The 16,034-nt window shown below is 32.4% G+C and carries 12 protein-coding genes and 1 pseudogene; 4 read left to right on the plus strand and 9 right to left on the minus strand.

Features of this window, described 5'->3' with window-relative positions; translation table 11 throughout:
• Positions 1-50 precede the first annotated feature (50 nt).
• Together BSU00_RS02525 and BSU00_RS02530 are read right to left on the minus strand one after the other, a co-directional pair.
• The gene (locus tag BSU00_RS02525) at positions 51-1,103 is read right to left on the minus strand and encodes an endonuclease (protein ID WP_105002980.1); all 1,053 of its coding nucleotides are present in this window, start codon (positions 1,101-1,103) and stop codon (positions 51-53) included.
• A 32-nt stretch (positions 1,104-1,135) separates the two neighbouring features.
• Positions 1,136-2,346: pseudogene (locus BSU00_RS02530) on the minus strand (RsmB/NOP family class I SAM-dependent RNA methyltransferase).
• A gap of 200 nt (positions 2,347-2,546) precedes the next feature.
• On the opposite strand from BSU00_RS02530, the gene recG reads away from it, so the two are divergent.
• The 3 genes from recG (at position 2,547) to BSU00_RS02545 (ending at position 6,677) form a co-directional block, all read left to right on the plus strand.
• A complete protein-coding gene (gene recG, locus BSU00_RS02535; protein WP_105002981.1) occupies positions 2,547-4,664 on the plus strand; it encodes an ATP-dependent DNA helicase RecG in 2,118 nt (705 codons plus the stop codon).
• A 1,020-nt stretch (positions 4,665-5,684) separates the two neighbouring features.
• A complete protein-coding gene (locus BSU00_RS02540; protein ID WP_146104776.1) occupies positions 5,685-6,026 on the plus strand; it encodes a hypothetical protein in 342 nt (113 codons plus the stop codon).
• Between the two features lie 189 nt (positions 6,027-6,215).
• Positions 6,216-6,677 carry a glycosyltransferase gene (locus BSU00_RS02545; RefSeq protein ID WP_105002983.1) on the plus strand — a complete coding sequence of 154 codons (462 nt, stop codon included), beginning with the start codon at positions 6,216-6,218 and terminating at the stop codon, positions 6,675-6,677.
• A gap of 45 nt (positions 6,678-6,722) precedes the next feature.
• On the opposite strand, the gene BSU00_RS02550 is transcribed toward BSU00_RS02545, so the two are convergent.
• Genes BSU00_RS02550 through BSU00_RS02560 form a run of 3 tightly spaced genes read right to left on the minus strand, consistent with a single transcriptional unit; the run spans position 6,723 to position 9,425 of the window.
• Positions 6,723-8,435 carry an ATP-binding protein gene (locus tag BSU00_RS02550; RefSeq protein ID WP_158254384.1) on the minus strand — a complete coding sequence of 571 codons (1,713 nt, stop codon included), beginning with the start codon at positions 8,433-8,435 and terminating at the stop codon, positions 6,723-6,725.
• Positions 8,428-8,970: a heme NO-binding domain-containing protein gene (locus tag BSU00_RS02555; protein WP_105002985.1), complete on the minus strand. Its 543-nt coding sequence runs from the start codon at positions 8,968-8,970 to the stop codon at positions 8,428-8,430. Before BSU00_RS02555 ends, BSU00_RS02550 begins: the two co-directional genes overlap by 8 nt.
• Positions 8,971-9,023: 53 nt before the next feature.
• Positions 9,024-9,425, minus strand: a complete 402-nt coding sequence (locus BSU00_RS02560; RefSeq protein ID WP_105002986.1) for a response regulator — start codon at positions 9,423-9,425, stop codon at positions 9,024-9,026.
• A 295-nt stretch (positions 9,426-9,720) separates the two neighbouring features.
• Between BSU00_RS02560 and BSU00_RS02565 the strand changes: the two genes are divergently transcribed.
• Positions 9,721-10,995 (plus strand): acetyl-CoA hydrolase/transferase family protein, encoded by a 1,275-nt coding sequence (locus BSU00_RS02565; protein ID WP_105002987.1) that lies wholly within the window; start codon positions 9,721-9,723, stop codon positions 10,993-10,995.
• Between the two features lie 58 nt (positions 10,996-11,053).
• Here the strand turns inward: BSU00_RS02565 and BSU00_RS02570 are convergent, their stop codons facing one another.
• From BSU00_RS02570 to mazG, 4 genes are all read right to left on the minus strand, one after another.
• Positions 11,054-12,325, minus strand: coding sequence for an adenylosuccinate synthase (locus BSU00_RS02570; protein ID WP_105002988.1), 1,272 nt, complete (start codon positions 12,323-12,325; stop codon positions 11,054-11,056).
• A 37-nt stretch (positions 12,326-12,362) separates the two neighbouring features.
• A complete protein-coding gene (locus BSU00_RS02575; protein ID WP_105002989.1) occupies positions 12,363-12,812 on the minus strand; it encodes a Fur family transcriptional regulator in 450 nt (149 codons plus the stop codon).
• Between the two features lie 69 nt (positions 12,813-12,881).
• A complete protein-coding gene (locus BSU00_RS02580) occupies positions 12,882-15,098 on the minus strand; it encodes a bifunctional (p)ppGpp synthetase/guanosine-3',5'-bis(diphosphate) 3'-pyrophosphohydrolase (protein WP_105002990.1) in 2,217 nt (738 codons plus the stop codon).
• A 155-nt stretch (positions 15,099-15,253) separates the two neighbouring features.
• Positions 15,254-16,033, minus strand: a complete 780-nt coding sequence (gene mazG / locus BSU00_RS02585) for a nucleoside triphosphate pyrophosphohydrolase (protein ID WP_105002991.1) — start codon at positions 16,031-16,033, stop codon at positions 15,254-15,256.
• Position 16,034 lies beyond the last annotated feature (1 nt).

The following is a 16,034-nucleotide window of genomic DNA, read 5'->3' on the forward strand; positions in this document are numbered from 1 at the left end:
AGGCTTAAGATGTAATCTTAAGCCTTTTTAATTTTTGCTTGAAATATAAGCTATTTTATAATTATTTTTTTTGTTGTAACGCTATTTTCATTAGAAAGTTTCAGAAGGTATAGCCCTTGTTTAAGTCCTGCAATAGTGTGCGTAGAACTTGCATTATTCATATCTTTTGATCTGATTTTATGTCCTATTATTGAATAAATTTCGAGATGTTTAATCTCTTTATTACTAGAGTTTTGAATGAAGAATGGTTGGTTTGATATAATTGGATTAGGATATACAGTAACCTTTGCCAAATTATCTTTCTCAACACTTGCAGTAGCCCATTTATCTTCGGCATCCGGACCACCCCAAATTTTAGTTGCTAAATAGGGATTGTCTATAAATGGGTTTCTATTACCTTGGGCATAGGTGTTCGAAGTATTTCCATGATAGCTATTTCTTTGTTCCTCTACTTCAGAGACAGGGTCTTCTGCATTCCATTCGAGTAAAAGATCAATCATATTTTCATCTGTAGTATTAGTGGTTCCAATTGCTACATTTTTAGGAAGACATTGCGTATCATAACGTAAATACATGTACATCATCATACGTGCCACATCACCCTTCCATTCGTCACCAGGATACCATCCTCCAGAAACACTTCCTGAATTTCCTGTTCCAGAGATAAATTTTTTATTACTTCTGTTGCTGTTGGTTATTGCATCGCATGGTCTTAAACTATGAGCATCTGATCCAGCACCAGAGGTTCCTAGATTTGGATCTCCCAGACTTTTTGGATACACGTGTTCTCTATTCCAGTCATCACTGTTTCCACCATTCTCATTAATTCCTCTAGTTCTCGCAGTTACACCAGATTCACTGTAACCATATATCAACAAAACTTCAGCACTGTTTTCAGGATTTACATCCGTAGCCTTGCACGCTTCCCAAACTCCAGGAGTATAAACTAGAAAATTCGTATGGGTATTTATAATTTTTATCGCAAGTTCCTCTTTTAAGGCCAAACCTGTCTTTGAAAGATCGACATCGTTGTAATAGTCTTGCTGCGCTATTGATAAAATAGTAGCAGAAATAAATAAAATTAAAAATAATTTTAGTCGCATAGTAGTAGTATTTGTAGTTATTATTTATCAATTCATTGTTTTTGTAATAAAGCCATGTAAAAACCATCATACCCAGATTGGTGGGATAAAATTTTATGATCTTTTAAAAATGTAAAGTCTTTTCCTGCATCTGATGCTAAAAAAAGCTCTACTTGTTGTTGGTTTTCTGTAGGTAATACAGAGCATGTTGCGTATACTAATTTTCCTCCTGACTTAACCATTTTAGAGTATTTCTGAAGCACTTCTTGCTGTGTTTCTTTAATTGTATCGAGGAATTCAGGTTGTAATTTCCATTTTGAATCTGGGTTTCTTCGAATAACACCAATACCAGAGCAAGGAGCATCTATCAATACTCTGTCTGCTTTACCATGTAATTTTTTTATCACTTTGGTAGAGTTTATAACTTTCGTGTCAATATTATGTACCCCATTTCTTCTCGCACGTACTTTTAGCTTTTTCAATTTACTTTCATAAATATCCATAGCTATAATTTGTCCTTTATTTTCCATGATAGAGGCTAAATGAAGTGTCTTTCCACCAGCACCAGCACAGGTATCGATTACTTTCATTCCTGGTGAAACATCTAGATATTTAGCAACTAATTGTGAAGAAGCATCTTGAACTTCAAAATAACCCTTTTTAAAAGCATCTGTTTTAAAACGTTTGCTCTTTCTACCAATTGAAGAGCATCGTCATAACCAGCTATAGTTTCTGTTTCAATACCTTCAACATCGAGATCTTTTTGAAGTTTAGTTTTTGATATGTTTAGTGTGTTTGTGCGTAAAATTACAGAGGCTTGTTGGTTCAGTGCTGCAATTTCTTTGGTCCAGATATCTTCTCCTAATTCGTGAACCCCAACTTCATCCATCCAATCTGGAATAGATTCTCTGTATTTTCTAATTTTTGAAAGTTCATCAAACTTCCCTTTTATTCTTCGATTTGGAGTTGGTTCTATTTGATTCCAATCCGGTAACTTTATACCCCTTAAAACACACCAAACTGCGAACAATCGCCAAAGTTCCGGACGTGAAAAAGGAGCTTTAACATTTGCAATTTCAGCATACAATCGCTTCCAACGCACAATGTCATAAATAGTTTCTGCAACAAATTTTCTATCACGTGCCCCCCAACGTTTATCTCGCTTTAAAGCTAATTCTACAGCTTTGTCTGCATATACACCTTCGTTAAAAATATCGCGTAAGCTATCGATAACCGCGTAAACTAAATTTCTATGTAACCTCATGTAGTCAAATTAAGACTACAAATATAGCTGATTTTAGTGGTTTTTCGTATTTTCGTAGGTAGTATAATAGCGCTCTAGGATGTTCTATGAATTCTTTTGCTGTCTATAAATCTTAAATAAATGGTTGTTACATCTAGAGTATTTACAAGAAATACATGGTAACCCAATGTATATCTAGGTAACTAAAATATGTCTAAATCATGAATTTAAATCACCCTATAACCTACATAAAAGGGATAAGTATTGCTAGAGCCGAGTTGTTGTTTTCTGAGTTGAGAGTTAAAACCTGTAAGGATTTACTGCATTTATTTCCGTTTAGATACATTGATAAGACACAGTTTTATTCTATAAATCAATTACAGAGAAATACCGCTGAAGTTCAAATTGTCGGTAAAATTACTGCCCTTAAAACAGTAAAGCAAAAAAGGGGGAGTAGGTTAGTTGCAACTTTTCAGGATGCAACAGGAGCTATGGAGTTAGTTTGGTTTAAAGGAGCTAAATGGATAAAGGATGCTATTAAAAAGGATACGACTTATGTCATTTATGGAAAAATTAATTGGTACAACGGCATAGCAAACATGCCACACCCTGAAATGGAAACCGTACAAGACTATAAAAGTAAATTGCAATCGGCTATGCAGCCCGTGTACCCATCTACAGAGAAACTTTCTAATAAGGGTATTACGAACAAAGTCTTACGCGGCTATATGCAAAGTCTATTACAACAATCTGTTGGTATAATTGAGGAAACCCTTCCTTCGTATTTACTTTCGGAATATTCACTTTTAGATAAAAAAGAAGCACTTTTAAATATACATTTTCCAAAAAGTCAAGAGACACTTACAAAAGCACAATTTCGACTGAAATTTGAGGAACTATTTTTTATTCAACTGCAGTTAATTCAAAAAAAGTTACTTAGAAAAAGTAAACTTAAGGGATTCCAATTTTCTAAAGTCGGTGAAAATTTTACCGAGTTCTATGCTAAGCATTTACCTTTTACGCTTACCAATGCACAAAAGCGAGTTCTACGAGAAATTAGAAAAGATGTTGGTTCTGGTGCACATATGAACCGTCTTTTACAAGGCGATGTTGGTTCCGGAAAAACAATTGTCGCTCTTTTGACCATGCTTTTAGCTATTGACAATGGGTATCAGGCAACTATTATGGCACCTACCGAAATTCTCGCCATACAGCATTATAATGGTATGATTTCACTGCTAAAGAACACATCGATAAGACTGGAATTATTAACTGGTTCCACGCGAACTAAGAAGAGAAGAGAGATTCATGAAAGTCTAGAAAATGGATCGTTAGATATTCTAATTGGGACCCATGCTGTTTTAGAAGATAAAGTTGTTTTTCAAAATTTAGGAATTGCTATAATCGATGAGCAACATCGCTTTGGTGTTGCACAACGTTCCAAGCTTTGGCAAAAAGGTGGATTGGATGACAATGGCAAGGTAATTCCACCACATATATTGGTAATGACAGCCACACCCATACCAAGAACCCTAGCAATGTCTGTGTATGGTGATTTAGATGTTTCTGTTATCGATGAGCTTCCGCCTGGAAGAAAAGAAATAAAAACAGTGCATCGCTATGATAGTAATCGCCTTGGAGTATTTAAATTTTTGAAAGATGAAATAGCAAAAGGACGACAGGTATATATTGTATACCCTTTGATACAAGAATCTGAGGCTATGGATTACAAAGATTTAATGGATGGTTATGAGAGTATTTCTCGAGAATTCCCTACTCCTAAATATCAGATAAGTATTGTTCATGGTCAAATGAAGTCGGCTGATAAAGACTATGAGATGGAACGATTTAGTAATGGGGAAACACAAATAATGGTAGCTACTACGGTTATTGAGGTAGGTGTAAATGTGCCGAATGCTTCTGTTATGGTAATTGAAAGTGCCGAAAGATTTGGACTAAGTCAATTACACCAGTTACGAGGAAGGGTTGGAAGAGGAGCAGATCAAAGTTTTTGTATTCTATTATCTAGCTATAAACTTTCTTCAGATGGTAAAACACGTTTAGAAACCATGGTAAAAACAGCAGATGGGTTCGAAATTGCAGAAGTAGATTTAAAATTGCGTGGTCCGGGAAATATTATGGGGACGCAACAAAGCGGTATATTACATCTCAAAATAGCTGATATTGTAAAAGATAATGCCATATTAGCGCAGGCGAGAGTGTCTGCATTACAAATACTTCAGGAGGATCCAAATTTAGGAGATCCCAAAAATGAAATTTTATTAATGGTTTCGAATCAATTGCGAAAAAATACTGCAATTTGGAGTAACATAAGTTAGCAACGTTACCTTCTAGAAACGTAAGTCTATCGTGTTGTTTTTCAATACATTTTACAAGGAATAGAAGCCAAAAAATAAGAAGTATTAAAAATACTTCTTATTACAAACAAACTAAACATTGAAAATATTGGTGCAAATTTCAATACTATGTTTAAAGTAATATAGTTTTTAAACTTCTAATAATTAAATAGATAATAGACATAAAATTATAGATATAAGACACTAAAAAAAGGATAAAAGATTATTTTTCTGTATAGCAATGTCCTAACCAAGGCAGGTAGTAGTCCCTTATAAAAGCTTTGCTGAATTTTAAACTAACCTACAAAAAGTATCGCTGCTAACAACGATACTTTTCAACAAACTAAACAAATATAACAAACTAAATTAAAAATTTCTTTTTGATACTTTAAAGGTAATTTTAATTGTAATTACACCCATTTAAATGCGATAAAATGCAGATATGTATAGTTAAGTTGTTTTATTTTGAGGCTAGAACTTTTTTACTAGCTGTAAAACATAAAGAAAATAGTTTGTTGCCCTCTACAAATTATTTTTTTGGAATTATTATTTCTTTTAAAAACATAAAAAAATGCCTCTTTCGAGGCACAAAAACTTTTATATACATAACTCCCTGAAAATCGTGATATAAAAAAGTTATATAAATAAAAGTACAATTATTTAAAAAAAAGAAATACAGGTAAAACCCTATTATTTTTTATCCAATGCATAGTATGTAGCTTTTAATTGTATTAGGTATGCTTTTTTCTTCATTTCTCAATTGTTAATACATGTATAGAATACTTACTACTAAAACATCCCATTTTTTTCTCATCAATAATTTATTTTTTCAAAGAAATTAATAAAAAGGTACTAAACAAATATTGTTTTTAACCTACATTGTTTAACGTTATGTCAATAAACAGTACTTCAATTATACTTCATCTGTGATTTTTTACCGAGATTTCTAAGTATTTAGTGGGTATATTTTTATATTTCCTATTAAAAATTAATCTAAAAGAAATGAAACATCACACCCAGAGAGAACTATTAGCAGTAACGAAAGAAAAAAATAAAGTACTGATGGCGTATTTACAAAACTGTAATACATATTTTGAAGTTCCACAAATACTAACGGTAAAACTAATCAATACTTGCGCTGATTTGGAGCTTTTACACGAATTACATACTTTTTTTAATTCAAATAATAGTAAAGAGAAAAATCAATTGGTAACAAATTTTTTACATCATTCCGAGGTGTATGCTGAAGCATTCAAAGATACCACAGAGTATGAGTTTGTATTGCGTGGATTGTTACAAGAATTTTACTTGAAAATTGTGGAAAATTTAAAGTTTACCTCATAGTTTTTTTAATTATTTTAAAATGCTAAAAACTAACTATAAAAATAGTATGTAGCTATAGGTACATGGTCTATTCGTATTTAAAATTTGTCTACGCATATCAGTACTTCAGCTAAGCTTAAAATATTTTAATCGATTTTTTGGTTTTATCCTAATCTTCGTAGATTACTTTTATTGCATAAAGATAACTATATGAAGGTAGGCATAATCATTCCGTGTTATAACGAAGAGGGGCAAATGAATATAAATTCTTTTAGAAGATGTTTATTAAGTTGTGCGGATGTACATTTTTGCTTTGTCAATAATGGAAGTAAGGATAGAACATTAGATGTTCTGCACACTTTTAAGAGTGAATTTGAAGATAGAGTTGCTGTTATTAATATGAAAAAGACCCAATCTAAATCACTTGTTATTAGAGTAGGAGCTAGATACTATTACAGTATTCCATCCATTAAATATGTTGGATACTTAGACGAAGACTTATCCAATGATTTTGAAAATTTTGATGCCATGTTTAAAAAAGTTAAACAGAATAGAAAAATAGCAATGATCTTTGGAGATATAAATCGTGAAGGAAGGAATCTATTTCAAAAACTAGTTTCTTTATGGTTTTTTTTTCTGAATTCATCAAATAAACCGATAGCGCCACTATAAATCTTAATACAGTAAAACTTTACGATTTTTAAACGCCAAATTACATTATAGGTTCTTGAATGCAAAATAGAAAGTAGTACCATCATTTACTTTACTTTCAATCCAAATTTTTCCATCATACATATCTATTATTTTTTTTACAATAGAAAGTCCAATCCCTGTTGAATTTTCATTGGTTTTTCCAAGCGTTTCAAAAACTTTAAAAATTTTGTGGTGATATTTTTTTTCGATACCTATCCCATTATCTGAAATGGAAAACACATGTGTTCCTTCTTTTTTATGCGCATCGATCACAATTTTACCCTCTTCCTTATCGTTATATTTTATGGCATTACTTATTAAGTTCTGAAACAATTGTTTAAATCTGAATTTATCTCCTATTGCTATGGAGGGTAATTTTGTGTTTATTATGATTTTTATATGATCAGGAATATATATGTTTTCAATAATTTCATTAACGAGTATATGAAGGTTAATTTTTTCTTTTGTAGCACTCATTTTGTCGATACTAGAATATTTTAAAATACCATTTATTAGTGCATCCATTTTGTCAATTTTATCTAAAATCAGATCACAATTTGTATTCGTTTCTTTATCGAAAGTTTCACTATTATCCTCTTTAATCCAAGAAACAAGAGCAGCCATGCTTCTCAATGGCGATTTTAGATCATGTGATACTACGTGAGCAAAACTTTTTAACTCATCATTATTTTTTTCCAGTTGTGAAAGTAGAATATCTTTTTCTTTCTGTATTTTACGCTCTCTCTCTTGGCTTATAGCGCTATTAAACTGCGCGGAGGCAAGATTCGCAATGCTTTTAAAAACTTCTACATGTTCTTGATTAAAATAATTTTTCTTACTGTTTTCAGAATCAATTACTCCAATTACTTTGCCATTTGCTATAATTGGCATCGCTAATTCAGAATTTCGTTTGATGTCGTCTATTTGATAATTTTTATTTTTACTGGTATCGTTTACTAATTGATGTTTTCCTTTTTTTGCAGCAATACCTACTATCCCTGTTCCGACAGTTACACTTAAAGGATTATCAAGCTCATAATCTCGAATTATTTTATTCGAATATCCAGCAATTTGAGTTAAGGTATTTGTATCATGATGCAAAGAATACACTACACAGTCTTCTAAATTTAAGTGTTCCGCTGTATTCCTAGCAATTTCCCAAGCAATTTCTTGTAAATCTCTTTTCCCAAGTATAGAAACTGATAATTTATTAAGGGCATCTAAAATTTTTGTTTTTTTATCTATCTCTGTTATGTCTTCAATAATAGCTAATTGGTATTTTACGAGACCTTTGGTGTCGCGAATTGCTTTAACATTTGTTTTGCATAAAACATAGTTGCCATTTTTTTTCTTATATCTTTTTTGAATAGAGAATTCATCGATTTTATTTTTTTCTAACAATTCGTTTCGCAACGAGGATTGGATGAAATCCTCTGGATGAATTAAGCTTCGGTTTATATCCGTATGCATTAATTCTTTTTTAGAATATCCTAGTAGTTTAATAAGTGCGTTATTTATTTTAACTAACTTACCCTTCTCCGTTAAAATTATACCGAGAGGAGAGGTATCTACTATTAGCTTTAACTGGGTGCTTTGGTCATCAAGTAAGGCCTCAATTCTCTGGTTGGTTTGCCAGAGTTCTAACGATTTTTGTTCTAAAATTTTTTCGGCTTCCTTTCTAGCTTCCCTTTCTCGATGCAAAGTTCGTTCTAAAATTTGTACTTTATTGCTATGCATCTTTAGAAAGCGTAAATAAAACTTTTGTACCATCTGGTACAAGGATAGATTTCTCTAATCGAATATTCTCTTGATAATGTTCAATAGTTCTTTCCATTAAACCTTGGGCAAAACTATGCATTGCACGATCCGATTGGTATTCAATTACCAGCCTGTTAGTTTTTTTTTCTCTAGTAATAAAACTAGGAAGTTCTGCGTCAGGGTAAATTTTTCTAACATGTACGTGAATGTGGTTTTCTATACTCGAAATCAGATCGAACGAAGATCCGTAAGTTTCTATAATATTCTTGTAGCTGTTTTCAATAACTGAAAAGAAATATAAACCATATGTATACACTAATTTATTAATTTCAGTATTGGTAGTAGAACTGAGCGTAGCCAATAAGCTCAACATTTCAGAATAATTATAGGTTCCAACAGAAGTATAGATTCCCTTTGATTCTAATGGCGTTGCAGAAATTATAGAGTCAACGGTTTCTAATCCATATCGTTCTTCAACCATTTTTAAAAATTCAGTAAAAATAATGCCTTTCATATCTTGTATATGTGGTTAGTGGATGTTTCGCACTTATGAAGATAAGAAAAATATTATACAGTTACTAATTCATTTATAGACCAATAACTTATTATTTTATGAATTTGATCTACATAATCGTGGTAGTGTAAAGGTTTAACCACGTAGCCCGCAATACCTATTTTAAAGGCGGTTAACATATCTTGGTGGTTATTGGAAGTTGAAAAAACCACGGTAGGAATGAATTTGAGATTTTCATCGGATTTTAAATGTTCTAAAAATTCTAAGCCATTCATTTTCGGCATATTTAAATCCAAAAGGATAAGATTTGGTGTTTCCTCATTGCATTTTACCAAAGCTTCCTCTCCATTGATGGCCATACAAATATTTACGCTAAGATTCAGTTTTTTAATGGCACGTTCGAATTTTAATTTTTCAATTTCGTCATCTTCAACTAGTAAAATTTTCAAGTTCATTGTTTTGGAGTTGGTTTATGGCTTGAACAAAGATATTTTTTTTGGTAATTTTTGGTTTACCCTAAGTTAAATGAATGTTATGTGTCGTTGAATGGTATTTATTATTCGTTAAGTGGTAATATTCCTATTGTTAATCCAATGTACAAAAATTCACTATTTTTTTGGGATAGACATTGTTTTAATTTTTTTAACCAAAACACTTTATATAAGTAGGAATATATTATTAACTTTTTCTGTTTCTTTTTGTAAAAATAATAGAACTTTGCAATATTATATTAATTTAATTTAAATAAAAATGATAAAAATAGTATCTCCCCATGAAGCTGTGTCTATTGTTAAATCAAACGATAAGGTTTTTTTTCAAGGAGCAGCTATGACTCCAAATCTATTAATCGATACGTTATGCGAGCGGTATACGGAGTTTCAGAATGTTGAAATTATTCAAATTCACACACACGGTAAGGCTAAATATTTGGAATTTCCATATGCTGATTCGTTTAAACTTATTAGTTGTTTTGTAGGGGATAATGTGCGTAAAGGAGTAAACACTAATAACGGAGACTATGTGCCAATTTTTTTAAGTGAAATTCATTGGTTATTCAGAAAAGCAATATATCCATTAGACGTAGCATTTATTCAAGTTTCACCACCGGATAAACATGGGTATTGTTCTTTAGGTACCTCTGTAGATATTACACTACCAGCCATATTAACGGCAAAAACTGTAATCGCTCAAATCAACCCTCAAGTACCAAGAACACACGGGGATGGAATTATTCATGTAAGTAATATTGATTGTGCTGTGGAGGTAAATAGTCCTATTTATACATCTGCTATTGGAACATCTTCAGAAATTGAAAATAGCATCGGTAAGCATGTTGCTGCGTTAATTGAGGATGGAGCAACTTTACAAATGGGTATAGGTAACATTCCTAATGCTGTTTTAGGTAATTTAAGTAATCATAAACGTTTAGGGGTTCATACGGAAATGTTTTCTGACGGGATTTTACCTCTTATTGAAAACGGCGTTATTACCGGAGAGGAAAAAGAAATAAAAACGAATAAAATTGTTACTTGTTTTGCTGTTGGCTCTCAAAAACTATACGATTTTATTGACGATAACCCACTAGTTCATTTTAAGGAGGCAGGATATACCAACGATACCTCTATTATTAAGCAAAATCCTAAAGTTACTGCTATTAATAGTGCTATTGAGATTGATATAACTGGGCAAATTTGTGCCGATACCATTGGAAAATATCAATACTCTGGCGTAGGTGGACAAATGGACTTTATTCGAGGTGCTGCATTATCTCCAGGTGGTAAAGCTATTTTTGCCATGCCATCGATTACTGCAAAAGGGGTATCAAAAATAACTCCTTTTTTAAAAGAAGGGGCTGGAGTTACTACTACTAGGGCACATGTACATTATGTAGCAACCGAATATGGCGTTGTGAATTTATTTGGAAAGAGTTTAAAACAAAGGGCAAAAGCATTAATTTCCATTGCACATCCCAACTTTAGGGAGCCCTTAGAAAAGGAAGCTTTTGAGCGATTTAGAGGGGTTTAAATAACACACTGAACACACTGAAAATAAAAAGAGTTCTCTAAAGAACTCTTTTTATTTTTTACTGCATTATAGTTTGTTTTCTGTCTGGTCCAACAGAAACTATTTTTATAGGCACTTCTGTTTCTTGTTCTATAAAAGTAATATAGTCTTTAAGATTTTGAGGGAGTTCTTGTTTATCTGTCATTGAAGTAAGATCTGCTTCCCAACCTTTAAATTCAGTATATACTGGAGTAACATTTTCTGGTTCTATGTTGTATGGTAAATGTTTAATCTCTTTTCCTTTATAGTGGTAAGCAGTACACACTTTAAGGGTTTCAAAACCAGATAAAACATCTCCTTTCATCATCATTAATTGTGTTACCCCATTCACTTGAACTGCATATTTGAGCGCTACTAAATCTAACCAACCACATCTTCTTGGTCGTCCTGTCGTCGCCCCAAATTCATGTCCAACACTGGCCATAGTTTCTCCATTTTTATCGAACAACTCTGTAGGAAATGGTCCGGATCCTACACGTGTAGTATAGGCCTTAAAAATACCAAATACTTCGCCAATTCTATTAGGAGCTATACCAAGTCCTGTACAGGCTCCTGCAGCTGTGGTATTTGAAGAAGTAACAAATGGATATGTTCCAAAGTCAATGTCAAGTAAAGAACCTTGTGCTCCTTCTGCTAAAATTGTTTTTCCTTCTTTGATGGCACTATTTAAGAATTCTTCAGAATCTATAAATTGTAAGGTTTTAAGTTTATCAATACCCTTTATAAATTCTGCTTCTAACTCTTTTAAGTCAAACTGAATATCTACCTCAAAGAAATTTAGCATTTTCAAATGCTTTTCTGTTAAACTATCGTATTTCTCTTTCCAATTATCCAATTCCAAATCCCCTACGCGCATTCCGTTTCTTCCGGTCTTGTCCATGTAGGTTGGCCCAATTCCTTTTAAAGTAGAACCAATCTTAGCTTTACCTTTCGAGGTTTCTGAAGCTGCATCCAACAATCGATGTGTCGGTAAAATTAAGTGAGCCTTTCTTGATATTAATAATTTAGAGGTGTAATCAATTGCGTGTTTGTCTAAATTCTCAAGTTCTTTTTTAAAAATTACGGGATCAATTACAACACCATTTCCCACAACATTTAATGCTGTTTTATGAAATATCCCCGAAGGAATTGTATGGAGAACATGCTTATATCCGTCAAAAATTAAAGTATGTCCTGCGTTTGGGCCTCCTTGAAAACGTGCAATAATATCATAGTTTTTTGTTAAAACATCTACAATTTTACCTTTTCCCTCGTCTCCCCATTGAAGACCGAGTAATAAATCTACTGCCATTTAGTTGTGAATTGTTAAGTATTTGAATGTATTGTTGTTAATCTTGTTTTTTAGTAGTACCATAAAAGTACAGCGAGTGGTTGTGAATATCAATATTAAAGACCTCTTCGATTGTTTTTTTTATGATTTGTATTCTAGGATCACAAAACTCTTTAACCTCTCCCGTATCCGTAAGAATCACGTGATCGTGGTTTTTGTCGAAGAAACACTTTTCGTAACGAGCCATCGTTTGTCCTTCAAATTGGTGTTTTCTTACCAAACCACAATCCAATAATAAATCTATGGTATTGTAGAGTGTGGCTCTACTAACACGATAGTTTTTATTTTTCATTTTAATGTACAGTGACTCAATATCAAAATGCTCATCAGCGTCATATATTTCTTGTAAAATAGCAAAACGTTCAGGAGTTTTACGATGCTTATTTTCCTCTAAGTAAGAGGTAAATACCTTTTTTACAATTTCTTGATTGTCTGCAGAGTTATTCATTTTGTTTAATTTTAATATCCACAAATTTACATTTATTTATTGATAAAAATACATATATAGAAAGGATATTTAAAGCTTGTTAATTCGTTCTACTTTCTGCACGCCGTCAACATTTCGTATTTTATTAATCAACTTATTAAGTTGTTCTTTATTTTTTACCCCTAAGGTTAAATTTCCTTTAAAAATACCATCGTCTCCTGCAATATTGATTCCGTATATAAAGACGTCCATATTGTTGGATATTATTCTTGTAATGTTGTTGGCAATTCCTTTTTTATCGATTCCTGAAAGTTTTAAGAATACTTTAAACTCTTGCTTGGTAGAATCGATCCATTTTGCAGGCATGATTCTGTAAGCATAATTAGACTGCATCGAAATTGCATTAGGACAGTCTGTTCGATGTACTTTTATACCATCGTTTATTGTGACAAAACCAAATACTTTATCCCCTTGAATCGGATTACAACATTTGGATAGTGTGTAGTCGAGAATTTGTTCTTCTTTACCAAAAACTAAAGAGTCAAAGTTACTAGTTACCTCTTCTTTATTAGATACATTTTTTCCGATATTTCTATTGAAGGTACTTCTAATGAAACTCATTAAAGGACCGCTTCTTTTGGCTACAAATTCTTTTAATTTTGTATTGTCTATAGCACCATTACCAACTCTGTAAAAAAGATCAAAACTGGTTTTTAGTCCAAAATAACTTGCTATTTCATGAATTGTTTTTTCGTTAGTTCCTAATTTGAGGTGACGTAATTTACGAAGTAAAATTGCTTTACCTTCTTCTGCAATTTTTTTCTCCTCTGCCTTTAATGCAGATTTAATTTTAGTTCGTGCTCTTGCTGTTATTACAAAATCTAACCATCGCACATTTGGCTTGTTATTGTTGGCAGTTAAAACTTCTACTTGGTCACCACTTTTTAACTCGTAGCTCAGAGGTACTAATTTTCCATTTACTTTAGCACCGCGGCATTTTAGCCCTACATCGGTATGAACAGAAAAAGCGAAATCTAAGGCAGAGGCACCTTTGGGAAGTGATTTTAAATCTCCTCTCGGCGTAAACACATAGATTTCTTTGGCATATAGGTTTAATTTAAAATCTTCTACAAAATCTACAGCATTAATACTTTGATTTTCTAAAGTTTCTTTTAATTTATTTAACCAACCCTCAAGACCATTTTCGCTTACTTTTCCTTGTTTGTATTTAAAGTGAGCAGCATACCCTTTTTCGGCAATTTCATCCATTCTTTGTGATCGAATTTGAACTTCTACCCATTTAGACTCAGGTCCTATAACGGTGATATGCAATGCTTCATAACCCGTAGATTTCGGTTGTGAAATCCAGTCTCTTAATCGTGCAGGATTAGGTTTAAAATAATCTGTAACTATCGAATATATTTTCCATGCATCAAATTTCTCATCACCAGAGTTAGGTTGGTAAATAATACGAATGGCAAATTTATCATATACCTCTTCAAAGGTCACATTTTGCTTTCTCATTTTTCTTCGAATAGAGAAAATCGACTTAAAGCGACCTTTTATTTCGTAGCTAAACTCTTTTTCATCAAGGGCATCATTAATAATATTAGTAAAGGAATCGATATACTTTTGTTGTTCCTCTTTACTCTCGATAATTTTGTTATTAATGTCATTATATACATCTGGTTCTGTATACTTTAAGCCTAAATCTTCCAGTTCAGTTTTTATATTGTAAAGGCCAAGTCTATGTGCCAGAGGTGCATATATATATAAGGTTTCTGATGCTATTTTAACTTGCTTATGTGCAGGCATAGCATCCATTGTTTGCATATTGTGAAGTCTATCTGCTATTTTTATAAGAATAACTCTAACATCATCGTGTAAGGTTAGCAGCATTTTTCTAAAATTTTCAGCCTGTATAGAGTAATCTTGTTCTTTTTTTAAACTAGAAATCTTTGTTAGCCCACTGACAATTCTTGCTATATTTTCACCGAATAATCGCTCCATATCATCTATGGTATATTCGGTATCCTCTACGACATCATGTAAAAGTGCTGCGGCAATAGAGGTTGCTCCTAAGCCAATTTCATAGGCTACGATTTTAGCAACAGCAATGGGATGATAAATATATGGTTCTCCGGTTTTTCTCCTTTGATTAGAGTGAGCTTCTACTGCAATGTCAAACGCTGTTCGTATTAATTTTTTATCCGAAACCGAAAGTGTTTGATAGGTTCCTTTTAATAAATCTTTATACCTTTTTGCTATTTCCTTATTCTCTTCATCTATCGTTGCAGTATAACTCATACTATAATATTTTAAAAAAGATTTTAAGTATGTAAAGTAGTGTAAAGAATTATAATGAGCAAGAATTAATTAATTATCTTCTTATTTAAAGAAAATTAGAATTACGTCTTCTCACGCGGCGATACATAACTTGTAGTTAACTATACCAAATTCTATTATTGGAAGATTTTTTTAGCTTGTTCCCAATAGGTATCCATTTCTTCAAAAGACATGTCAGAAAGGCTTTTACCAACTTTGGTAGCTTCTTTTTCAAGATATTGGAATCTATTCGCAAATTTTTTATTTGTTTTTTCTAGGGCATTTTCTGGATTTACTCCGATAAATCTTGCATAGTTAATCATAGAAAATAAAACATCGCCAAATTCTTTTTCGATATTTTCGATATTCCCATTTTCAATTTCTACATGTAGTTCAGATAGTTCTTCTTGTACCTTTTCCCAAACTTGATACGGTTCTTTCCAGTCAAAACCTACTCCTGAGACTTTTTCTTGAATTCTATTAGCTTTCACTAACGCAGGTAAGCTTTTTGGAACGCCCTGTAGAACAGATTTTTTACCTTCTTGTAGTTTGATAGTTTCCCAATTCTTTTTTACATCTTCGGCATTTGTAACCTTGATGTCTCCGTATATATGCGGGTGCCTTCTAATAAGTTTATCACAAATTGTATTAGCGACGTCCCCGATGTCAAAAGCATTTTGTTCGCTACCTATTTTAGCATAAAAGACGATATGCAAAAGCACATCGCCTAATTCGTTTTTTATTTCGTCGGTATTTTTATCTAAAATAGCATCAGCAAGTTCATATGTTTCTTCAATTGTTAAATGTCGTAAACTTTCCAGAGTTTGTTTTTTATCCCAAGGACACTTTTCTCTAAGATCGTCCATGATATCTAATAACCTTTCGAAAGATTTAAGCTGCTCTGCTCTAGAATTCATA

The sequence above is a fragment of the Tenacibaculum sp. SG-28 genome, from assembly GCF_002954385.1.
GTDB lineage: Bacteria > Bacteroidota > Bacteroidia > Flavobacteriales > Flavobacteriaceae > Polaribacter.